This is a genomic window from Micromonospora sp. AMSO1212t (assembly GCF_008868145.1).
In the GTDB taxonomy this organism is placed as follows: Bacteria; Actinomycetota; Actinomycetes; order Mycobacteriales; family Micromonosporaceae; genus Micromonospora; species Micromonospora tulbaghiae.
Window position 1 is genome coordinate 1 of sequence record NZ_WBKS01000112.1, and the last position, 20,815, is coordinate 20,815.

Here is a 20,815-nt window from a genome sequence, read left to right on the forward strand (position 1 = left end):
TGGGGTGGGGAGGGTGTCAGGGCAGCGGGTGGGAGATGTCGCGGGCGTGGTCGGCCACCGCCGCGCCGACCACCGTCGCGGTCAGCGGCAGCACCTCCAGGCACCGGCGTACCGCCGCGCCCATCAGCGGGTTCGGCACCCGCATGGACAGCGTGCAGTGCGGCACCCAGCGGCCCGGCCGGTAGTGCTCCACCACCTCGACGCCGGCCCGCGCCAGCCGCTCGTGCACCCCGGCGTGGTGCGCCAGCAGCTCGGGCGTCGGCGCCGGCCCGAGCCAGAGCACCCGGCCGAGGAACTGCCCGGCGTGCTGGAACTCCAGCCGCAGCGGAGCGGCCACCACGGTTCCGGCGAGCGCCTCGGCGACGCGGTGCGGGTCCAGGCGGGGCGCGACCGCCAGCGAGACGTGCGGGCGGTGCCGCTGCGCCAGCAGGGACCGCATGCTCGGCACCCCGTCGGACTCCAGCAGGTCCCACAGCACCCGGATCCGCCGGGTGGCGTCGGTGTCCAGATACAGCTCCAGCGCCGCGACCACGCGATCACCCTAGAGGCGGTGCCCGTGCCGAGGTTTGCCGGGCACGCTGGGCGGTACTGCCCGAGGGAAGTGCAGCAGACGGTGAGGGAGTGAGGCGCACGTGGACGCGACGGACGTGCTGACCGAGGCGTACGGGCGGTTGCCCGATCTGGTCGCCGGGGCGCTCGACGGGCTCGACGCGGCCCAGCTGCGGCAGGCGCCCGCCGACGGGGCGAACCCGGTCGGCTGGCTGGTCTGGCACCTGACCCGGATCCATGACGACCACGTCGCCGACGTGATGGGCCAGCCGCAGCTCTGGGTCACCGGCGACTGGGCGGCGCGGTGCGGCCTGCGGCCCGACCCCGCCGACACCGGCTTCGGGCACGGCCCGGAGCAGATCGCCGCGGTACGCCCGGAGGACGGCGGCGTGCTGCTGGACTACCACCGGGCGGTGGTGGACCGGAGCCTGGCGTACCTGCGCGGGCTGCGCCCGGCCGACCTGGACCGGGTGGTGGACGAGAACTGGGATCCGCCGGTGACGCTCGGGGTGCGGCTCGTGAGCGTGCTGGACGACGACTTCCAGCACGTCGGCCAGGCCGCGTACGTGCGCGGACTCATCCTGCGCTGAGCGCCGCACCGGCCCGGTGCAACGCGGCGTGCCCGAGCAGGTGACACGCCTGCGCCTCGGGCGAGGTGCCGGGGCGCTCGAAGTCCGGCGCCCCGCTGACGCCCGTCACCCGGCCGTACGCGTCGATGCGCCGGGCGGCGGCGGCCAGCAGGTCCGCTCCCACGTCGTACCAGGACCGGGACAGCCACCCGCCGGCCACTCCGGTGAGGGCCGCGTACCCGAGCAGCTGGGCCGTGTTGGCCTCGCGGAACGCGCCCGGCTCGTCCAGCACGTCGGGGAAGAGCCCGTCCGCGCCCCGGTACGCGAGGCAGGCGGTCAGCACCTCCTCGACGTGCCCGGCCAGCTCGGCGCGGAGGTCGCCCGGCCAATCCGGCGCGAGCCGCAGCGCGCGGGCGATCCCGGCGACCACCCAGCCGTTGCCGGTGCCCCAGGGGCCGGGCCGGTCCAGTTCGCCCCGGTCCTCGTCCCAGCGTGCGGCGTACAGGCCGGTGCGCGTGTCGTACAGCCGTCGCCGGTGCCCCGCGACCTGCGCGGCGGCCGCCTCGGTCCGGCCGGTCAGCGCCAGCAGCGGCACCACCATGTAGACCGTGTCCGCCCAGACCTGGCGGCCGTCGAGCAGGTGGAACAGCGTGCCGTCGGCGGCCCTCGGCGCCCGCCGGGTCAGCCAGTCGAGCTGGGCGTCCAGCGCCGCCGCGTACCGCCGGCCGCCGGTGCTCCGCGCGGCGTGCCGGACCACCTCGCCGCACGCGGCGCCGTTCACCGCGCCCACCGAGCCGGGCGGCTCGCCGAGCCGGCCGTCCGGCCGCTGCCGGGTCACCGCGGCGTCGGCGACCAGCACGGCGGCCTCGTCCAGGCCCAGGTCGAGCAGCGCCTGACCGAGGATTCCCTGCTCCCACGACTCGCGCTGCATGGTCAGCAGCGCGAGCAGCACCCGGTCGGCGGTGGCGTCCCCGGTCGTCGGCACGGCTCAGGGATACCCGCCGGGCCGCCGCGGCTCACCCGGACCGGGTGAGTTCGCCTCACCCGCAGCGCGGGGACGCTGCGGGACGAGCGGCGCCGGCCGCGACCACCGACGAGGAGGGCCCGATGAGCGTCTCGGCCGTGGAACACCTGGCCCGCGGGACCGCCGGCCGGCACCCGGAGCTGCCCGAGACCACCTCCGGCACCATCCGCCTGGACCTGCGCGACGACGGACACACCGAGCACTGGTACCTGACCATCGACCGGCAGGACGTCCGGGTGGAGCGCCTGGCCGAGGAGGCCGACCTGGTGGTCGGCGCGAACCGGGAGGTGTTCGACCGGATCGCGGCGGGCCGCCTGCACCCGGCCGCCGCGCTGCTGCGCAACGACCTCGCCGCGCGGGGCGAACTGAAGCTGCTGATGACGCTGCGCCGGATCTTCCCCGGCCCGCCGGACGCCCGCGATCCCCGCGACGTGCCCGGCAAGCGGGCGGCGGCCCGATGAGGCAGGAACTGGTCCATGTCCTCGCCGGCAACGCGTTCGCGTTGAGCGACGCGCAGGGCGACATGGAACGCGACCCGTCCGCACCGATCGGCCTGTTCTCGTTCGACACCCGATTCCTGTCCCACTGGGTGCTCACGATCGACGGCGAGCGGCTGCACGCGTTGTCCCGCGACGACCTGACCTACTTCGAGACCCGCTTCGTGCTGGTGCCGGGCGCCGCCAGCCACTACGTGGACGCCGACGTCTCGGTGATCCGGCACCGCTCGATCGACGAGGCGTACCACGAGAGCCTCACGGTGCTGAACCACTCGGCCGAACCCGCCGAGTACACGGTGCGGATGGAGATGGCGGCCGACTTCGCCGACACCTCCGAGATCCTGCGTCCCGGCCCGCGCCGCCCGACTGTCGTCCCCGACCCGGAGGGGCAGCGGTTGCGGATCCGGTACGAGCGCGGGCGGTTCGCCCGGGAGACGTGCGTCTCCAGTTCCGCCCCGGCCGACGTGGACGCGCGCGGGATGACCTTCCGGATCCGCGTCGAGCCGCAGGGCGAGTGGCACGTCGACCTGCACGTCGCCATGATCATTCAGGGTGCGGGAGGGCGGGACCTGCGGGCCGACATCGAGTCGCACCGGCAGCACGTCCGCCAGGACATGCGGGACGACCTCGAACGGTGGCTCGACCGGGCGCCGCACCTGGTCTCCGACCGGCCCGGGCTCACCGCCGTGTACCGGCAGGCACTGACCGACCTGGCCGCCCTGCGCTACATGCCGCTGGCCTACACCGACCGGGTGCCGGTGGGCGGGATGCCCTGGGCGATGACGCTGTACGGGCGGGACGCGCTGATCACCTGCCTCCAGACGCTTCCGTTCACGCCCGAGCTGACCTCGGCCACGCTGCACATGCTGGCGATGTTGCAGGGCGGCCGGCTCGACGACTACCACGAGGAGGAGCCTGGCAAGATCGTCGCCGAGCTGCGGTACGGCGAGGCGGCCGCGTTCGACGAGCAGCCCACCGCGCTCTACTACGGCGCCGCCGACACCACGCCGCTGTTCGTGATCCTGCTCGACGAGTACGAGCGCTGGACCGGTGACGCCGACCTGGTCCACGAGTTGCGGCACCCGGCTCGGATGGCGCTGGACTGGCTGACCCGCTACGGCGACCAGTGCGGCGACGGCTACCTGCGCTACCGGCCGCGCAACACCGAAAGCGGGGTCGCCAACCAGGCCTGGCGCAACTCCCCGGAGGCCGTCGTCGACCGGTACGGCGCGGAGCCGCCGTACCCGCGCGCCACGTGCGAGCTCCAGGGGTACGCGTACGACGCGCGGATCCGGGGCGCCCGCCTGGCCCGGGAGTTCTGGGGCGACCCGGGCTACGCCGAGCGCCTGGAGGCCGACGCGGCGCGGCTGCGGGAGCAGTTCGACAGGGACTTCTGGCTGCCGCAGCGCGGCTACTACGCGCTGGCGCTCACCCCGGACGGCGAGCCGGTCGACGCGCTCACCTCGCACCTGGGGCACCTGCTGTGGAGCGGCATCGTGGAGCCCGGCCGGGCCGACGCGGTGGCCGGGCACCTGTGCGGGCCGGACCTGTTCTCCGGCTGGGGTGTGCGCACCTACGCGCAGGGGCAGCGGCCGTACAACCCGGTCGGCGCGCACCTCGGCGCGGTCTGGCCGTCGGACAACGCGATCGTCGCGGCGGGCCTGCGGCGGTACGGCTACGACGAGGAGGCGGCCGACATCGCCGCCGGTGTGTTGGCGATGGCGGAGACGCTCGGCGGCTCGGTCCCGGAGGTGATCGCCGGCTATCCGCGCGGGTTGACCAAGTACCCGGTCCAGTTGCCGGAGGCCGGGCGACCGCAGTCGTGGGCCTCGGGTGGGCTGCTGATGCTGCTGGCGACCATCCTGGGCCTGCGCCCGTGCGGGGAGAACCTGCTGGTGAACCCGGCGATCCCGACCGGGTTCGGGCGGATCGAGCTGCTCGACGTGCCGGGCCGGTGGGGACGGGCCGACTCGTACGGCCGGGAACGCGGCGCGGGCCGGCGGATGCGCGCGGGCCAGCCGGCCCGCCGGGCTGCCTGACCGGCCCGCCGCTCAGGCCGAGCCGGTGGTCTCCCGCTGGGCCACCGGTGAGCCGGGAGCCGGCTCCATCGGCCCGGTCGCGACCGCCGGCTCCGCCGCTTCGGCACGGCCGGTCCGGGCGAGCAGCCGGTCCACGCCCACGAACAGCAGGCCCAGCAGCCAGAACACCGCGGCGAAGCCGACCGCGCTGATCGCGACCCCGTCGTAGCCGAGTTCGCCCGCGTCGATGAACGGGTACGGGTAGCTGTCCACGATCAGGCCGCGTACCAGCGCGAACCCGAGGTATCCGACCGGGAACGCCAGCCACCAGGCGGCGTACCGGTAGCGCAGCCGGCCGCGCCTGTCGAACAGCACCCAGTCGGCGACCGCCAGCAGCGGCACCACCGTGTGCAGGAACTGGTTGCCCCACCACTCACCCGGTTGCCGGTCGGGCTGGGCCATGGCGAACGGGCTGGCCGGGTTGGCCAGCACCAGGTGGTAGACGGTGCCGGTGATGGTGATGTAGAGGGTCACCGCGCCCTTGAGGACGCTCGGCGGCTCCGGCCGGTCGCGCAGCGCGCACCAGGCGGCGTATCCGGCGAGGACGCCGACCGCCACGTTGCTCTGGATGGTGAAGTACGGCAGCAGGCCGGTCACGGTGGCCGGGCCGAGCGCGGTGAGCACGATGCCGGCCAGCACGGCGAGCACCACCGCGAGGCGGAGGAGGATCGCCGGTAGGCGACGCCGGGGGGTCACGGGGGCAAGCTACCAGCCGGTCGTCAGCCGGGACGCCGCCTGGGCGGGGTACCGGACGGCGGTCCGGCGTGCTCGGGCGCGGGGCCGCCGTCCACGCCCGGCGGCGTGCCGTAGGGATGGACCGGGTGCTCGGTCCTGCCTGCGCCTCGCCCGTCGCCGGCCTTCCCCGGCGGATCGTCGTCGCCCAGGAGCCCGGCGCAGTAGTCCGGCACGCGGTCGCGGCCCCCGGCGGCGCTGACGAGGTCGCCGAAGGCGGGCGTGCCCAGGGCGCGGCCCCGTTCCTGCTCGGCGACGGCCCGGTACGCCACGCACAGGCCGGGCGGTGAGGACGGGTGCGGCGTCCGGGGTCCCGGTGAGCCGGCCGGCGGGCTCGGCCGGGCCGACGGCGCAGGGGGTGCGGTGACGGGCGGCGGCGCTGCCGGACGCGCGGCGCGCGGCAGGTTCCCGGTCGCGGCGAGCGCGACTCCACCGGTGAGGGACGCGGCGAGCGCGGTCACTGCCACCCTGACGCCGAACCGGGCCCGGACGCCGAACCGGGCACCGCGGCGACGGCGCATCCGCCGGGCCGACCGGAACGCCGCGACGGCGGCCGCCTCGCCGTCGAGTTCGCCCGCGCCGGGAGCGGCACGGACCGCGTCCAGCACGGCGGCCAGTCCCGGCGGGGCGGACGGCGTGTCGCCGGAGCGGCCGGCGAGCAGTCGCTCGACGGTTTCCTGGTCCAGGCCGGATGCGTCCATCTCGTGACCCTCAGCGCCGACACCCGGCCGGGCGTCACACTCCGGCACGGCCGACCCACGGTGAGGTCGGTCACCCCGAGCCGGTCACGGCCCGGATGGCATCTCCGGTTGCCGATGTCCGACGGTCGCGGTGAACTGAATTACATGGGTGTCATCAAGGTGGGCACGTCCTCGTGGGCCGACCAGATGCTGGTCCGCTCCGGCTGGTATCCGCGCGGGGTCAACACCCCTGCCGGGCGGCTCGGCTGGTACGCCGAGCGGTTCGGACTGGTCGAGGTGGACACGTCGTACTACGCCGTGCCGGTGCCGGAGACCACGGCGGCCTGGGCGGAGGCGACCCCGGACGGGTTCACCTTCGACGTCAAGGCGTTCCGGCTGTTCACCGGCCACCACACGCCGGTCGACGCGCTGCCCCGCGACCTGCGTCCGGAAGGCGGCCCGAGCCGGATCCGCTGGCGCGACCTGCCCGCCGGGGCGTACGACGAGTTGTGGGACCGGTTCCACGCGGCGCTGGCGCCGCTCGCGGCGGCCGACCGGCTCGGCGCCGTGCTGCTGCAGTTCCCGCCGTGGCTGGCTCGCGGCGACGCGGCCCGGCGGCGGATCCTGGACGCGGCGCGGCGTTGCCGCCCCTGGCCGGTGACAGTCGAGCTGCGGCACTCGTCCTGGTTCGACGGGGACGCGATGGCCGAGACCGTGACGTTCCTGCGCGAGCACGACCTCGGGTACGCCTGCGTGGACATGCCGCAGGGGCACGTCTCCTCAGTGCCGCCGATCCTGGTCGCCACCACCGACCTGGCCGTGATCCGGTTCCATGGGCACAGCACGGCCTGGGAGAGCGGGGACAAGCAGGAGCGGTTCCGCTACGCCTACGGCGAGCAGGAGCTGCGGCACTGGTCGGTGCTGCTGCGCGAGCTGGCCGACCAGTGCGCCGAGCTGCACGTGCTGATGAACAACTGCTGCGGCGACCAGGCCCAGCGTGACGCCGCCCGCCTGGCCGACCTGCTCGGGGTCGCGCCCGCCGCCGCGCGCGCCTGACGTTTCCTCGGCCGTCGTCCGGGTACCGCCGGGTGCATGGACGAGCACGAAGGGGGATCTGTGGAGAAGCGGCGCGGCGAGGACGAGCGGGACCCGCGAGCGACCCGGGAGGCCGAGGAGGCGCACGGCGGCAGCATGGCGCCGGGTCTCGTCGACGACACCGGGCACCCGGTGGCCGAGTCACCGGTGCCGGACAACGAGCCGTCCGCGCCGGGCCGGCCGGGTGAGGACGGCACCGGCTCCTGAGCTCTCAGGGACGCGTCTCCGGGTGCATCCCGGTGGCCTCCTCCAGCGCGTTGTCGCCGAGGTCGCCGTCCGCGCTGTCGTCCGGGAACGTCCGCCCCGACGGGGCCGGATCGGGCGGTGCGCCCGGCCCGGCCTCGGGCGTCCGGGTCGGTTCCACGGATCCGAACCCGTGCCGGCCCGCCTTCGGCCCGCCCGGCCCGGCGCCGGCCGCCCGGCGTTCGCCGAGCCGCCCCTCGGGCACGGCGGTCTCCTCGCTGCCCTCGTCCATCGGGTCGCTGTCGCCGGCGCCCCACGGCGGGTCGGCGTCGAAGCCGTCGGTGATGCCCCACGGCGCGGCCGACTCCGGCCCGCGCCCGTCACCCGTACCCGGCCGGTCCCTGCTGGTCATGGTCACCTCGCCTGGCTGCTGATGTCCGTGCCGCCCGCCGACGGACGGCCTGTCCCGGTGCACCGCGCGGCCGGTGGCCCACCCCGATGTGGGTCGCCGGCCGCGCGGTGGTCAACGGGCCGCTCCGACCAGGGAACGTCCGGCCGCGCCCACGGCGGCCACCTTGCCGATGTTCTTCGGCGCGGACATGATGCCGCCCGCGCGATCCAGCATGCCCCGGAACACCTGGCCCGGTTTCTGCTGCTCACCCATGTACGCCGACACCACGACCAGCGCGCCGGTCAGTGCCGGGACCGCCCACTGGAGCAGCTTCATCTGCCGCTGGCTGGCGGCGACGTTCGCCGGGGTGTGGTGGTTGGGCTCGGTGGTCCCCTCGACCGGCGGCCCGCCGGCCTTCTCCAGCCGCATGCCGACCAGCCGGCTGTAGCCGGTCACCGCCAGGGCGCCGACCGTCAGCGCGGTCTTCACCGCGCTCATCCGCCCCACGCCCGCCTGGCGGGCCATCCGCGGGCTCTCGGTGACCAGTTCACCGACCGCGCCGGCCAGGTGCGCGCCGATCGCCGCCGCGTTGACGGGCGTCCACCGCGCCCAGCCGGCCGAGGCCACCGGCAGCCGCTCCGTCGTGTCGTTGATCCGTGCCGCCGCGCCGTTGACGCCCAGCGCCCCCATCAGGGAACCGCCGAACCAGGCCGCCAGGCCCAGGTCGTGCATCGAGCGCAGCGTGGTGTGCCGTTCTGACATCAGATCCCCCTCCGCCGTGTTCGGGCGGTGCGGCATACCCACGATCGGGCGACTCACGCCCGGCGTGGCGGGGAGGGGGAGGGTTCAGCGCCGGGGGAGCGTGCCGGCGAACGCGGCGATCCGGGCGGCCAGTGGAACCGACGCGCGTACCCAGGTGAAGTGGTCCAGCGGCGCGCCCGCCTCGGCGACCGTGTAGCGGTGCCGCGTCACCGTCGCCGCGGCCAGCTTCTCGCAGAGGTGATCGAGCGTCTCGTGCGGCGTGTACTGGTCGTCGTCGACGCTGACCGCGAGCACCGGTGTCCGGATCCGCCGCACGGCGGCCTCCGCGTCCACCCCGTCCAGCGCGGGGAACCGGCCGGTGCGGGCGGTGTGCGCCCAGTCCCGGATCACGCCGCTTGCCTGCCGGCCGCCGAACCCCCAGCCGGGCCAGACGCCGAGGAGCCGGGCCGTCGCCGCGATCGCCTGGGTGTACGGCAGCACGCCCCACCCGCGCAGGCCCGGGTACCGCCGCCACCACGGCAACCCCACCGCCACCAGGGCCAGCCCGTCCACCCGGCCGTCGTCGTGCAGCGCCTGGTGCAGCACCGCCACCTGACCGCCGAGGGAGTGCCCGAGCAGCAGCCGGGCGCGGCCGTCCAGCCGGGGCTTGAGCGCGTCGAGGACGGCGCCGATGTCGGCGGCCATCTCCTGGTAGCCGTAGCGGCAGGCGCGCGACGGCGGGGGCGTGCTCTCGCCGGTGCCGCGCAGGTCGGCCACGATCACCGCGAGCCCGGCGTCGCGCAGCGCGGCGGCGAACGGCCGGTAGTAGCGGGCGCGCACGCCCATGGCCGGCCAGATCAGCACCACCGGCGCGCCGGGCGGACCGGCCGGCTCCGGGTAGATCTGCACGCCGATGCGCGCGCCGTCGACGTCCACGAACTCCTGGGTGTAGTCCCCGCTCACCCGGATCAGCCTACGGCCCTAACCTACCGGCGGGTAGTAAGGGGTGTCCGCGGCCGCTGCACCGGCACGCGGTCCGGCAGCAGGGCCGCGGCCAGCCCGGTCAGGTGCCGGTTTCGAGCGGGTCGGGACCGGCCATCACGCCACCGCCGGTGTGGGCCGGGCCGCGCTGGTCAGCGCGTCGTAGACCGCGCCGAGCTGCTCGGCGCACCGCTTCCAGGAGTACCGGCTGCGGATGCGGTCGAGTGCGGCGGTCGCGTACGTGAACCGGCGCACGTTGTCGCCGAGCAGCCGGCGCAGCGCGGTACCGAGCGCGCGGGGATCACGCGGCGGCACCAGGTCGCCGGTGAGTCCGTCCACCACGCTGTCGGCGATGCCGCCCACGTTCGTGCCGATCACCGGTACGCCGCAGGCCATGCCCTCCAGCGGGGTGAGCCCGAACGGCTCGTACCAGGGGGCGGCCACGAGCACGTCCGCCGACCGGTACCAGGCGCCCATCTCCTCGCGCGGCACGCCGCCGAGCAGCCGTACCCGGTCGGCCACGCCGCACGAGTCGGCGAGCGCGGACAGCCGGCGGGCGAACGTGTCGGCGGGCAGCAGATGAGCCGGCGGGCCGCCGACAACCACGCACTCCGCGTCCGGCACCGCGGGCAGCGCCCGGACCACGTCCAGGAAGCCCTTGCGTTCGACCATCCGCCCGACGGTGAGGATGCGCGGGCGTGCCGGGTCGCGGGGCGCGACCGGGCCGTCCGGGCGGAACACCGCCTCGTTGACGCCGGACGGGACGAGCGCCATCCGGGACCGGGGTACGCCCATCCGGACCAGCTCGGCGACCTCGTCCGAGCACTGCACGACGACCCGGTCCACGGCCCGGCCGAGCGCGCGCTCGTAGCCGGCGCGCCCTGGTGGACTGGTGTCCCGGGCGCCCTGGTGGCGGCGCTTGACGGTGCCGAGCGCGTGGTACGTCAGCACTGTCGGGACGCCGGTGCGGCGGCTCGCGTGCACGGTGGCCAGTCCGCTCATCCAGAAGTGCGCGTGCGCCACGTCCGGGGTCCAGCCGCCGTGCCGCCAGGTGTCGGCCAGCCAGCTGCCGAATTCGCTCATGTACGGCAGCAGTTCGTCCTTCGGTACCCGCCGGTCGGGACCGGCCGGCACGTGGCACACCTGGTAGCCGTCCGGCGCGCTGACCGTCTCCGGCAGCGTGGGGGAGTCGCGGCGGGTGTAGACGCGGACGTCGTGACCCGCGCCGGTGAGCGCGGACGCGAGTTCCGCCACGTGCGTGTTCTGGCCGCCGGCGTCCTCCTCGCTGAGGGCGGCGAGTGGGCTGGCGTGCCCGGAAATCATCGCGATGCGCATGTCTCCTCCTCCAGGATCCGGTCCCAGTCGGCGAGGAAGCGGTCCGGACGGAACCGTTCCTTCGCCACCTCGCGTGCCCGTGCGCCGAGCCGGTACGCGGCGTCTGCGTCCTCGGTCAGCCAGCGCGCCGCCTCCACGAGCGTGTCGACGCGGGTGGACAGCACCCCGGCGTCCGGTGGGACGGCGTCCACCGCTTCCGTGGTGGCCGGTGCTCGACGTAGATCGCGGGCACGTCGCGGCCGGGTCGGCGGCCGAACCACTCGGCCAGGCCCGCCCAGTCGATCGGCTCGGCCCGGACGCCGCCGTTGTCAATGGCCTGGACCAGCTCGCGCAGTACGTCCAGGTGCTTCGGCGTGCCGGACGAGGCCAGCGCCATCACCTTGTACTCGTCGCGGCGGCTGAATCGCTCCTCGTCGGCGGCGGCCACCACCCGGCCGTCGACCACCAGGGCGGCGGCCGGGTCGTGGAAGATCGCGTTGATGCCGAGGACGCGCATGGGTGGACCCCTACCCTCGGGTTCCGCCCCTAACCAGTAGATCACCGACTTCTCCGCGGGCCCGCCGCCTCCGCTGTGGAGGCTCCGGGCCCTGGCCAGGGCATCGACGCGCGTCCCCGTACCGAAAACGGGTCTGTGAAGTCCTGTTTCGCGGCGGGGCGTCAGCCCGGCAGCATGCCGGGGCCGAACACCTCGTAGGCGATCCGATCGGCCGGCACACCCCGGCGCAGCAGGTTGGCCCGGACCAGGTTCATGAACGCGACCGGGCCGCACAGGTGCGCGGCGACCGCGGCGGGCAGCGGGAGCCGGTCGGGGTCGATCAGCCCGGCGGACACCTCCGCCTTCAGGCCGGGCAGGTCGGCGCCGGCGGCGTCGAGATACCAGAGGTGGACGGCCAGGTTCGGCAGCCGCTGCTGGAGCGCTGGGAGTTCCGCGCGCAGCGCGTGCGCCTCGGCGTCCCGGTCGGCGTGCGCCAGCGTCACCTGGCGTCCGGGATCGCGGTCGGCCAGGTGAGCCAGCGCCGCCATCGCCGGGGTGAGCCCGATACCGGCGCTGACCAGCAGCAGCGGCCCGTCGCCGCCGGTGGCGTCGACCTCGCCGAACGCCGGGCTGAGCCGCAGCGTGTCGCCGACCGCCACCCGGTCGTGCAGGTGACCGGAGACCATGCCGTCGGGCGCGCCGCCCTCCCCGCGTACCCGCTTCACAGTGATCCGCCACTGGTCGGCGCCGGGGCAGCCGGAGAGGCTGTACTGGCGGATCTGCTGCCCCCGGCCGCCGTCCAGGTCGACGGCGACCGAGACGTACCGGCCGGGGGTGAAGCCGGGCGCGGCATCCCCGCCGGCCGGCGCGAGGGTGAGCGAGACGACGTCGGCGCTCTCCCTGGTGCGGGCGGTCACCCGCCAGTCCCGCCACACCGGGCGGCCCTCGGGCACGCCGGCGCCGGCGTAGAGCCGCGCCTCGCGGGCGATCAGCTCGCAGGCCAGCAGCCAGTAGACCTCGTCCCAGGCGGCGGCCACCTCCGGGGTGACCGCGTCGCCGAGCACCTCGCCGACCGCGGCGAGCAGGTGCCGCCCGACGATCGGGTACTGGGTGGCGGTGATGCCGAGCGAGGCGTGCTTGTGCGCGATGCGGTCCAGGACCGGCCCCCACGGCATGCCGGTGTCGCCGGTCAGGTGCGCCGCGTACGCGACCACCGCGGAGGCGAGCGCGGCCTTCTGCGCCCCGGTTGCCTGGTTGCCCCGGTTGAACAGGTCCAGCAGGTCCGGGTGGGCGTCGAACATCCGCTGGTAGAAGCGGCCGGTGATGGCCTCACCGTGCGCCCGCACGACGGGCAGGGTGGCGGTCACGACCGATGCTGAGGATTCCGAGAGCACGACCGAATCTCCTTCCGGGGCTCGAACAGGTCGATCCTTACGAAACAGGAATCAGCGATTCCTGTTTTAGGGTCGAAAGTCCCGGTGCCGTGGTGGCATGGGTCACCGTGAATCTGCCGGTGTGCTGGACGGCGCCGAGTGGCTAGGGTCGGTGCGTGAGGCTCAACCGGTCGACCGACATGGCGCTGCGGATCGCCATGCTGACCGCCGCGTCCCCGGTCCGGGCCACGGTCGACGAACTCGCCACCCGGCTCGCGCTGCCCCGCAGCCACGTCGCCAAGGTGGTGCAGCGGCTGCAACGCATCGGGGTCCTGGTGACCATCCGGGGCCGCTCCGGCGGCGTGGCCTTCGCCGAGCACGCAGCGGACATCACCGTCGGTCAGGTGGTCCGCGCCTTCGAGGGCGACGGCGAGGTGGTCGACTGCGCGCAGCCGGTCTGCCCGCTGATTGCGGAGTGCCGGCTGCGCGGTGAGCTGCGCCGCGCGCAGGCCGCCTTCCTCGCCGTGCTCGACGGGGTACGCCTCGGCGACCTGGTCGACGGATCCGCCGGCCCGCTCCTGCTCAGCCTCGGCGCGCCACCGGCCGGTCGCTGATGGCCGTCTCCCACCCGATCTTCTCCCGGCTGTTCGCCCGCGCCAGCGTCGCGATGGACCAGGCCGGCATGGCCGAGCACCGTCGCCGCCTGGTCGCCGGGCTGCGCGGCCGGGTGGTCGAGGTCGGCGCCGGCAACGGGCGCAACCTCGCCCACTACCCGCCGGGGGTGAGCCGGGTGGTCGCCGTCGAACCGGAACCACGCCTGCGTGCCATGGCCCGCGCCGCAGCGCCCGGCGCCCCGGTCCCGGTGACCGTCGCCGCCGGTCTCGCCGAGGCGCTGCCGGTCGCCGACGGCGCCGCCGACGCGGTGGTGCTGTCGCTCGTGCTCTGCTCGGTGCCGGACCAGGCGGTCGCGCTGCGCGAGGCGCGCCGGGTGCTGCGGCCCGGCGGCGAACTGCGCTTCTACGAACACGTGGTGGCCGAGACCCCCGGCCTGCGCCGGGCCCAGCGCCTGGCCGACGCCACGCTCTGGCCGCTGTTCTGCGCCGGCTGCCACACCGCCCGGGACACGGTGGCCGCGATCCGGGCCGCCGGTTTCGAGGTGACCGAACTGGACCGGTTCCGCTTCCCGCCGACCGGCCTGCCGGCCCCGGCCTCGCCCCACGCACTGGGCACCGCGATCCGGGCCTGACGCCGGACCGGGCCGGTCCTTCCCGGCCCGGTCCGGCGCGCTCAGCTCACATTCACCGTGCCGTCCGGGGCGCGGACGCAGGAGACGGTACGGGCGCCGGTCGCCGCCGCCCCGGCCAGACACCGGCCGAGCACCTTGTGCCCGGCGGCGCTCGGGTGCCACGACTCCTGGCAGGTCTGGAAGTACGTGCCGCAGGCGTTGGCGATCCGCTGGATGTCGAGCTTGTCGTACCCGGAGAGGCTGGTGACGAACGTGCCGGTCGGGCCGTCCATCAGCCGGATCGGCGTGGCGAGGGCGTTGCCCGGGCTGCCGGTCGACTCGCAGAGCCGGGCGCCGTCGAACGCGCGCTGCACGTTCAGGTAGACCAGGTCGTCCTGCGGGAACTCGGCGGCGAGCGTGCCGCGTACCGAGCTGACGAGCGTGCCGAGCCCCTGCGAGAAGCGGTGTCCGGGCGCCAGGCTGGCCCGGTGGATCGGGCAGCCGGCCGCGTACCGCTCGGCGCCCAGTGCGCGGAACTTGTCCCGGGTGTCGTCGCGGCTGTCCTCGGTCCAGTAGCTCTGGTCCAGCTCGAACGGCAGCGGGTTGGTGTAGTCCTGGAAGACGACCCGGTGCTGGCCGTCGGCGTCGATCTCGTCCAGCGTGGACAGCAGCCGCCGCAGCGCCGTGGTGGTCTCCGCGGTGGCGGCGGTGAACTGCGCGGCCGTGCCCAGGTCGGCGTCGGTGCACGGCTTCTGCTCCACCGGCCCGCCCAGGTACGCCCAGAACTCCCACCAGCCGGTCCAGGCGTCGGCGATGAACCGGTTGGCGCACTTCTCCGCCACGCTGCCGAAGGTGAACGAGCTGTTGTTCGAGCCGAGGCCGACGAGCACCAGGTCGATGTCGTGGGTCCGGGCCACCGTCCGGAGCTGGTCGAGCTGGGCGGCCACCTGCCGTCCCTTGGCCCGCGTCGACGAGGCGTTCGCGATGTCGTACGGCTGGCCGCCCGAGCAGGCCAGGTTGAACCGGGCGGAGATGCCCGGCAGGTTCGCCTGGAACAGCGAGGCGTTCGGCGAGCGGTGGCAGAAGTAGGCGTTGGCGTTGGCGGCGGACCAGCCGGGGAAGCCCTGCGCCACTCCGTTGACGTCCACCACCGACGCGTACGCCCCGGCGCCCTCACCGCTGATGAAGCTGTCTCCCAGCGCCACCGCGGCGGTGGGCAGCGCGGCGGCGGCCGGCCGGGCGGGCGCCGCGGCGGCGGGTAACGCCACCGTGGCGAGCGCCAGCGCCGCCGCGAGCACGGAACGACGGAACACGGACATGCCCGACCTCCCTCTTTCCCAGACATCGAAATGTGAAAGATTCTTCAGGGTGGCGATCAGATCACGCGCGTGTGACGGGCGTCAATGCCTGGACATCAGCGATCCCTCGCCGGGGAAGACATCCGGCTCACCTGTCGTTGTGCCGCCTGGACACCCCCGTCCGCCCGCCGGGCCGCCGTACGCGGCCCCGGCGCGCCCCCGCACGTGAGGTCGATCGCGCAACGCACCGCACCGGTGCCGCCGACCTGTCAGGGCACCCGGCTAGGCTCGCTCCGGCGCGCCGCGCCCGGCGATCATCGTGGGGGAGTCACACGGTGAACGGCACCACACCGCCGAGACCTGGGAGTACGACCAGTTGACCGCACAGCCTGACACCCTCTACGGGGCCGACGACCTGACGCATCTGGAGGGCCTCGACGCCGTCCGCAAGCGCCCGGGCATGTACATCGGCTCGACCGACAGCCGTGGCGTGGGTCACCTCGTCAACGAGATCCTCGACAACTCGACCGACGAGGGTGTCGCCGGTCACGCCACCAGAGTCGACGTGATCCTGCACGCCGACGGCTCGGTCCAGGTCGACGACGACGGCCGGGGCATCCCCACCGACGTGCACGCCAAGTCCGGCATCTCCGGCGTCGAGCTGGTGCTGACCCGCCTGCACGCGGGCGGCAAGTTCGGCGGCTCCGGCTACAAGACCTCCGGTGGCCTGCACGGCGTCGGCGCGTCGGCGGTCAACGCGCTGTCCCGCCGCTTCGACGTCACCGTCCGGCGCGGCGGCAAGGTCCACGCCATGTCGTTCCGCCACGGCGTACCGGGCGTCTTCGACGGCGACGGCCCGGACGCGCCGTTCACCCCCGGCCCCGGTCTCCAGATCGTCGGCGCGATGAAGCGCGGCCAGCGCACCGGCACCTCGATCCGCTGGTGGCACGACCCCCGCTACTTCGAGACCGGCGCCGCGCTCGACACCGAGACGGTCCGGCTCAAGCTGCGCAACACCGCGTTCCTCGTCCCCGGCGTGGCCTACCGGCTGCGCGACGAGATCGGCGAGGAGCCCGTCGAGGAGAGCTTCCACTTCCCCGACGGCCTCACCGACATGGTGGAGTTCCTCGCCCCGGCCGGCGACCGGGCGGTCTCCGGCACGCTGCTGGTCACCGGCGAGGGCACCTACCGGGAGAACGCCGCCGACGCCAACGGCGTCATGCAGTCCAACGTGCAGCGCCGCGCCGAGGTCGAGGTGGCCCTGCGCTGGGGCACCGGCTACGAGCGCACAGTCGAGTGCTTCACCAACACCATCCGCAACGCCCACGGCGGCACCCACCGCAAGGGCTTCGAGCGCGCGCTGGCCCGCACTCTCGCCGAGGCCGCCCGCAACACCCGCGGCCTGCTCAAGCCCAAGGAGGACGCGCCCACCCTGGACGACGTCCTGGAGGGCATGACCGCCGTGGTGCACGTGCGCATCCCCGAGCCGCAGTTCACCTCGCAGACCAAGGACGAGCTGTCCACCGCCGGCATCACCAAGGTGCTCCAGGGCCTGGTCGAGGCGCACCTCAAGAGCTGGCTGGACGACCGCCGGACCAAGGCCGAGGCCCGTACGGTGCTCCAGAAGATCGTCGACGCGGCCCGCGTCCGGCTCACCCAGAAGCAGCAGAAGGACGCTGCCCGCCGCAAGACCGCGCTGGAGGGCGCGGCCATGCCGGCCAAGCTCGTCGACTGCCGGGCCACCGGCGTGGAGCGCAGCGAACTGTTCATCGTGGAGGGCGACAGCGCGCTGGGCACGAGCCGCATGGCCCGCTCGTCGGAATACCAGGCGCTGCTGCCGATCCGCGGCAAGATCCTCAACGTGCAGAAGGCCAACCTCCAGCAGGTGCTGGACAACGCCGAGTGCGCCGCGATCGTGCAGGTGCTCGGCGCCGGCTCGGGCCGCACGTTCGACCTGTCCGCCCTGCGGTACGGCCGGGTGCTCATCATGGCCGACGCGGACGTCGACGGCGCGCACATCCGTACCCTGCTGATCACGCTGTTCGCCCGCTACATGCGGCCGCTGATCGAGGCCGGGCGGCTATACGCGGCGATGCCGCCCCTGCACAAGATCACCACGAAGGGGCGCAACCCGCAGACCGTCTACACCTACACCCAGGCGGAGATGGAGGCGACCGTCCGCAAGCTGGAGAAGGCCGGCAAGCAGATCGTCACGCCGATCCCGCGTTTCAAGGGCCTCGGTGAGATGGACGCCGACGAGCTGTGGGAGACCACCATGAACCCGGCCACCCGGGCGGTCCGCCGGATCACGCTCGACGACGTCGAGGCCGCCGAGCGGATCCTCGAACTGCTCATGGGGGAGAAGGTCGAGCCCCGCCGCAACTGGCTGATCGACTCCGCCGACCGGGTCGACCGCGACGCCATCGACGCCTGACCAACGGGTTCGTCTCGGAAGGAAACCGCACACCATGGCACGCCGCAAGGACGACCGCGCGAAGGCGGACCTGGCCGCCTTCGACCAGGCCGGCGCCCGCGTCTTCGACAACCCGCTGGTCACCGAGGTCTCGGACTCCTACCTGGAGTACGCGTTCTCGGTCATCCACTCCCGCGCCCTGCCCGACGCGCGCGACGGGCTCAAGCCGGTGCACCGGCGCATCCTCTGGTCCATGCACGAGCAGGGCCACCGCCCGGACCGCGGCCACGTCAAGAGCGCCCGGATCGTCGGCGACGTGATGGGCAAGTACCACCCGCACGGCGACACCGCGATCTACGACGCGATGGTGCGGCTGGCGCAGGACTTCTCGCTCAACGTCCCGCTCATCGACGGGCACGGCAACTTCGGCAGCCCGGACGACGGCCCGGCCGCGGCCCGCTACACCGAGGCCCGGATGTCCCGGGAGGCGATGCTGCTCACCGGCGAGCTGGGTGAGGACACCGTCGACGTCGAGCCGAACTACGACGGCTCGCTGACCCAGCCCACGGTGCTGCCGGCGGCGTTCCCGAACCTGCTGGTCAACGGCGCTTCCGGGATCGCGGTCGGCATGGCCACCAACATGATCCCGCACAACATCGGCGAGGTGGTTCAGGCCGCCCGGTGGCTGATCAACCACCCGGACGCCACACTCGACAGACTCATGGAGTTCGTGCCCGGCCCCGACCTGCCGACCGGCGGGCTGCTGCTCGGCCTGGACGAGGTGCGCCGCGCGTACGAGACCGGGCGCGGCGTGGTGCGCATGCGCGGGCGGGTGGAGATCGGCCCGCTGGAGGGCAGCCGCGGCCGGCAGGCCATCACCGTCACCGAACTGCCGTACGGCGTCGGCGCCGAGAAGGTCATCGCGGCCATCACCAACGAGGTCAACAAGACCAAGCGGCTCACCGGCATCGCCGACGTCAAGGACCTCACCGACCGCGAGAACGGCACCCGCCTGGTGGTGGAGTGCAAGGTCGGTGTCAACCCGCAGGCGCTGCTGGCCGACCTCTACCGGCTCACCCCGCTGGAGCAGTCCTTCGGCGTGAACAACCTGGTGCTCGTCGACGGCCAGCCCCGCACGCTCGGGCTCAAGGAACTGCTCGACGTGTTCCTGGCACACCGGTACGAGGTGGTGACCCGGCGCAGCGCGTACCGCAAGCGCAAGCGGGAGGAGCGCCTGCACCTGGTCGACGGACTGCTGATCGCCCTGCTCGACATCGACCGGGTGGTCAAGCTGATCCGGGCCAGCGAGGACGCCCAGGCCGCAAAGGACGGCCTGATGCAGAAGTTCAAGCTCTCCGAGATCCAGGCGGCCTACATCCTGGACACTCCGCTGCGCCGGCTGACCAAGTACGACCGGCTGGAGCTGGAGGCCGAGCAGGAGAAGCTGCGCGGTGAGATCGCCGAGCTGTCGAAGATCCTGGACGATGAGAAGGTACTGCGGAAGGTGGTCTCCGACGAGCTGGCCGCCGTGGTCAAGCAGTTCGGCGCGCCGCGGCGTACCACCCTCGTCGACGGCGACCTCAAGGAGGTGCTCGCCGCCTCGGTGCCCGCCGGTCCGCTGGAGGTCGCCGACGACCCGTGCCAGGTGATCCTCTCCGCCACCGGGCTGGTCGCGCGGACCGCGGCCGAGTCGGAGGAGGCCGCCGAGGCGCGCCGGCGCAGCGGCCGGGTCAAGCACGACGCGGTACGCGCGATCGTGCACTCCACCGCCCGCGGCCGGGTGCTGCTGGTGACCAGCGCCGGCCGCGCGTTCAAGATCGACGTGTTGCCGTTGCCGGTGCTGCCCGAGCAGTCCGGCACGGTGTCGCTGCGCGGCGGCATGTCGGCGGCGGAACTGGTGCCGCTGGAGCCGGGCGAGACGGTGGTCGGGCTGGCTCCGCTGGGGCCGTCCGCGCAGGGGTCGCCCGGTCTTGCCCTCGGTACCCGGGCGGGCGTGGTGAAGGTGTGCGCCCCGGACTGGCCGGTCCGCTCCGACGAGTTCGAGGTGATCTCGCTGCGCGACGGCGACGAGGTGGTCGGCGCGACCTGGCTGACCGACGGCGCCGAGACGCTGGCGTTCGTCTCCTCGGAGGCGTCGCTGCTGCGCTTCGCCGCGACCGTCGTGCGACCGCAAGGACTCAAGGGCGGCGGCATGTCCGGCATCAACCTGCCCGACGGGGCGCGGGCGGTCTTCTTCGGCGCGATCCGCACCGACGACGCGAAGCACGGTGAGCCGATGGTGGTCACCTCGACCGGCGCCACTGTGAAGGTGACGCCGTTCAAGGCGTACCCGGCGAAGGGCAGGGCGACCGGCGGCGTGCGCGCGCAGCGGTTCCTCAAGGGCGAGGTGGAGCTGTCGGTGGCCTGGATCGGCCCGCGGCCGGTGGGCGCGACCGCCACCGGCGACCCGGTGGAGTTGCCCCCGGCCGATCCGCGCCGAGACGGCTCCGGTTTCGCCGTGATGCTCGGCCCCACCGTCGTAGGCCACCACATCGACCGCGACTGACAACCGGCTGGGGAGCGGGCGGCGGTAGACCGCCCCCTCCCGCCTGCCCGCCCCCCGACACGTTGATCAAGGAGTTTGCGGACTTCTCGCGCCTCTTCAGACCCCAAACTCCTTGATCACGAGGTGAGCGCGTCAGCGGACCGGGCACCCGGAGCTGCTGACGGGATCCGTGCGCTCGTGTGCCCGTCTACCCCTGTCGCGCGTTGATCAAGGAGTTAGCGGCCTTTTCGCGCCCTCCGCAGGCCCTAAACTCCTTGATCACCGCGCCAGGGGCACCCCGGGGCAGGGCTGCCTGCGGTTGCTGGGGCACATTCCGGGCTTTTGGGCAGACCCGCACGGCCCTGCGCGGTCGATCATGAGGTTAGCGGCGACAAAACGGACACCGAACGCCGTCAACCTCATGATCGACGCAGTTGGGCGGGGCTGGCCCTGGCGGCGAGAGCGTCGCGCCGCTGGGCCCACCGCGATCTTGCAGTTCGGGCCTTTGGGGTGTCCCGCTCACGTGGGCCCGCACGATCGCGCCCCCTGAGCCACGTTGATCATGAAGTTAGCGGGCATGAATCGGACAATTTGTGCCGCTAACTTCATGATCAACGTGGCTCAGGGGGCGCGATCGGGCCTGTCTCCTATA

At 73.9% G+C, this 20,815-nt stretch carries 21 protein-coding genes; 9 read left to right on the plus strand and 12 right to left on the minus strand.

From position 1 onward, the window contains the following. Positions 1-16: 16 nt before the first annotated feature. Positions 17-532, minus strand: a complete 516-nt coding sequence (locus F8279_RS23145; protein WP_151501036.1) for a 2'-5' RNA ligase family protein — start codon at positions 530-532, stop codon at positions 17-19. 100 nt (positions 533-632) lie between these two features. Between F8279_RS23145 and F8279_RS23150 the strand changes: the two genes are divergently transcribed. After that, positions 633-1,139, plus strand: a complete 507-nt coding sequence (locus F8279_RS23150) for a DinB family protein (protein ID WP_151501037.1) — start codon at positions 633-635, stop codon at positions 1,137-1,139. Here the strand turns inward: F8279_RS23150 and F8279_RS23155 are convergent. Beyond that, complete coding sequence (locus tag F8279_RS23155) at positions 1,126-2,103, minus strand: glycoside hydrolase family 88 protein (protein ID WP_151501038.1); 978 nt, start codon at positions 2,101-2,103, stop codon at positions 1,126-1,128. The genes F8279_RS23150 and F8279_RS23155 overlap by 14 nt on opposite strands. Positions 2,104-2,225: 122 nt before the next feature. Here F8279_RS23155 and F8279_RS23160 point away from each other — a divergent pair, with 122 nt between their 5' ends. Together F8279_RS23160 and F8279_RS23165 are read left to right on the plus strand one after the other, a co-directional pair. Beyond that, positions 2,226-2,603: an SCP2 sterol-binding domain-containing protein gene (locus F8279_RS23160; protein WP_151501039.1), complete on the plus strand. Its 378-nt coding sequence runs from the start codon at positions 2,226-2,228 to the stop codon at positions 2,601-2,603. Then, positions 2,600-4,678: a glycogen debranching N-terminal domain-containing protein gene (locus tag F8279_RS23165; RefSeq protein WP_151501040.1), complete on the plus strand. Its 2,079-nt coding sequence runs from the start codon at positions 2,600-2,602 to the stop codon at positions 4,676-4,678. Before F8279_RS23160 ends, F8279_RS23165 begins: the two co-directional genes overlap by 4 nt. 12 nt (positions 4,679-4,690) lie before the next feature. On the opposite strand, the gene F8279_RS23170 is transcribed toward F8279_RS23165, so the two are convergent. Both F8279_RS23170 and F8279_RS23175 read right to left on the minus strand, forming a co-directional pair. Further along, entirely contained in the window at positions 4,691-5,413 is a 723-nt protein-coding gene (locus tag F8279_RS23170) for a Pr6Pr family membrane protein (protein ID WP_151501041.1), read from the minus strand. Between the two features lie 23 nt (positions 5,414-5,436). Next, entirely contained in the window at positions 5,437-6,150 is a 714-nt protein-coding gene (locus F8279_RS23175; protein ID WP_151501042.1) for a hypothetical protein, read from the minus strand. Between the two features lie 144 nt (positions 6,151-6,294). Between F8279_RS23175 and F8279_RS23180 the strand changes: the two genes are divergently transcribed. After that, positions 6,295-7,185 (plus strand): DUF72 domain-containing protein, encoded by an 891-nt coding sequence (locus F8279_RS23180; RefSeq protein WP_151501043.1) that lies wholly within the window; start codon positions 6,295-6,297, stop codon positions 7,183-7,185. 36 nt (positions 7,186-7,221) lie between these two features. Continuing rightward, entirely contained in the window at positions 7,222-7,431 is a 210-nt protein-coding gene (locus tag F8279_RS23185) for a GTPase activator (RefSeq protein WP_151501044.1), read from the plus strand. Positions 7,432-7,435: 4 nt separating this feature from the next. Here the strand turns inward: F8279_RS23185 and F8279_RS23190 are convergent, their stop codons facing one another. The 7 genes from F8279_RS23190 to F8279_RS23220 form a co-directional block, all read right to left on the minus strand. Then, positions 7,436-7,819, minus strand: coding sequence for a hypothetical protein (locus F8279_RS23190; protein ID WP_151501045.1), 384 nt, complete (start codon positions 7,817-7,819; stop codon positions 7,436-7,438). 111 nt (positions 7,820-7,930) lie between these two features. Beyond that, complete coding sequence (locus tag F8279_RS23195; RefSeq protein WP_151501046.1) at positions 7,931-8,560, minus strand: hypothetical protein; 630 nt, start codon at positions 8,558-8,560, stop codon at positions 7,931-7,933. A gap of 84 nt (positions 8,561-8,644) precedes the next feature. Beyond that, the gene (locus F8279_RS23200; protein WP_151501047.1) at positions 8,645-9,502 is read right to left on the minus strand and encodes an alpha/beta fold hydrolase; all 858 of its coding nucleotides are present in this window, start codon (positions 9,500-9,502) and stop codon (positions 8,645-8,647) included. 135 nt (positions 9,503-9,637) lie between these two features. Continuing rightward, a complete protein-coding gene (locus tag F8279_RS23205) occupies positions 9,638-10,855 on the minus strand; it encodes a glycosyltransferase (protein ID WP_151501048.1) in 1,218 nt (405 codons plus the stop codon). After that, on the minus strand, positions 10,840-11,019 hold the full coding sequence (locus F8279_RS23210; protein WP_307800362.1) for a hypothetical protein: 180 nt from the start codon (positions 11,017-11,019) through the stop codon (positions 10,840-10,842). The genes F8279_RS23205 and F8279_RS23210 overlap by 16 nt, the downstream gene beginning before the upstream one ends. After that, a complete protein-coding gene (locus F8279_RS23215) occupies positions 10,971-11,351 on the minus strand; it encodes a carbamoyltransferase N-terminal domain-containing protein (protein ID WP_151501049.1) in 381 nt (126 codons plus the stop codon). Before F8279_RS23215 ends, F8279_RS23210 begins: the two co-directional genes overlap by 49 nt. Before the next feature lie 161 nt (positions 11,352-11,512). Continuing rightward, entirely contained in the window at positions 11,513-12,724 is a 1,212-nt protein-coding gene (locus tag F8279_RS23220) for a globin domain-containing protein (RefSeq protein WP_151501050.1), read from the minus strand. A 155-nt stretch (positions 12,725-12,879) separates the two neighbouring features. Between F8279_RS23220 and F8279_RS23225 the strand changes: the two genes are divergently transcribed. After that, positions 12,880-13,317: an Rrf2 family transcriptional regulator gene (locus F8279_RS23225; protein WP_091423567.1), complete on the plus strand. Its 438-nt coding sequence runs from the start codon at positions 12,880-12,882 to the stop codon at positions 13,315-13,317. After that, positions 13,317-13,949: a class I SAM-dependent methyltransferase gene (locus F8279_RS23230; RefSeq protein WP_151501051.1), complete on the plus strand. Its 633-nt coding sequence runs from the start codon at positions 13,317-13,319 to the stop codon at positions 13,947-13,949. Before F8279_RS23225 ends, F8279_RS23230 begins: the two co-directional genes overlap by 1 nt. A gap of 41 nt (positions 13,950-13,990) precedes the next feature. On the opposite strand, the gene F8279_RS23235 is transcribed toward F8279_RS23230, so the two are convergent. Then, positions 13,991-15,247: a hypothetical protein gene (locus F8279_RS23235; RefSeq protein ID WP_151501052.1), complete on the minus strand. Its 1,257-nt coding sequence runs from the start codon at positions 15,245-15,247 to the stop codon at positions 13,991-13,993. A gap of 298 nt (positions 15,248-15,545) precedes the next feature. Between F8279_RS23235 and F8279_RS23240 the strand changes: the two genes are divergently transcribed. Beyond that, the gene (locus tag F8279_RS23240; RefSeq protein WP_192580753.1) at positions 15,546-17,660 is read left to right on the plus strand and encodes a type IIA DNA topoisomerase subunit B; all 2,115 of its coding nucleotides are present in this window, start codon (positions 15,546-15,548) and stop codon (positions 17,658-17,660) included. 34 nt (positions 17,661-17,694) lie between these two features. Beyond that, the gene (locus F8279_RS23245) at positions 17,695-20,184 is read left to right on the plus strand and encodes a DNA topoisomerase (ATP-hydrolyzing) subunit A (RefSeq protein ID WP_151501053.1); all 2,490 of its coding nucleotides are present in this window, start codon (positions 17,695-17,697) and stop codon (positions 20,182-20,184) included. The last annotated feature ends 631 nt before the right edge of the window (positions 20,185-20,815 follow it).

Bases quoted from the DNA above. Each gene is read 5' to 3' on its own strand.
- F8279_RS23195 (WP_151501046.1), bottom strand. From the start codon at position 8,560: ATGTCAGAACGGCACACCACGCTGCGCTCGATGCACGACCTGGGCCTG.
- F8279_RS23190 (WP_151501045.1), bottom strand. From the start codon at position 7,819: ATGACCAGCAGGGACCGGCCGGGTACGGGTGACGGGCGCGGGCCGGAG.
- F8279_RS23235 (WP_151501052.1), bottom strand. From the start codon at position 15,247: ATGTCCGTGTTCCGTCGTTCCGTGCTCGCGGCGGCGCTGGCGCTCGCC.
- F8279_RS23180 (WP_151501043.1), top strand. From the start codon at position 6,295: ATGGGTGTCATCAAGGTGGGCACGTCCTCGTGGGCCGACCAGATGCTG.
- F8279_RS23205 (WP_151501048.1), bottom strand. From the start codon at position 10,855: ATGCGCATCGCGATGATTTCCGGGCACGCCAGCCCACTCGCCGCCCTC.
- F8279_RS23230 (WP_151501051.1), top strand. From the start codon at position 13,317: ATGGCCGTCTCCCACCCGATCTTCTCCCGGCTGTTCGCCCGCGCCAGC.
- F8279_RS23215 (WP_151501049.1), bottom strand. From the start codon at position 11,351: ATGCGCGTCCTCGGCATCAACGCGATCTTCCACGACCCGGCCGCCGCC.
- F8279_RS23165 (WP_151501040.1), top strand. From the start codon at position 2,600: ATGAGGCAGGAACTGGTCCATGTCCTCGCCGGCAACGCGTTCGCGTTG.
- F8279_RS23245 (WP_151501053.1), top strand. From the start codon at position 17,695: ATGGCACGCCGCAAGGACGACCGCGCGAAGGCGGACCTGGCCGCCTTC.
- F8279_RS23185 (WP_151501044.1), top strand. From the start codon at position 7,222: ATGGACGAGCACGAAGGGGGATCTGTGGAGAAGCGGCGCGGCGAGGAC.
- F8279_RS23160 (WP_151501039.1), top strand. From the start codon at position 2,226: ATGAGCGTCTCGGCCGTGGAACACCTGGCCCGCGGGACCGCCGGCCGG.
- F8279_RS23175 (WP_151501042.1), bottom strand. From the start codon at position 6,150: ATGGACGCATCCGGCCTGGACCAGGAAACCGTCGAGCGACTGCTCGCC.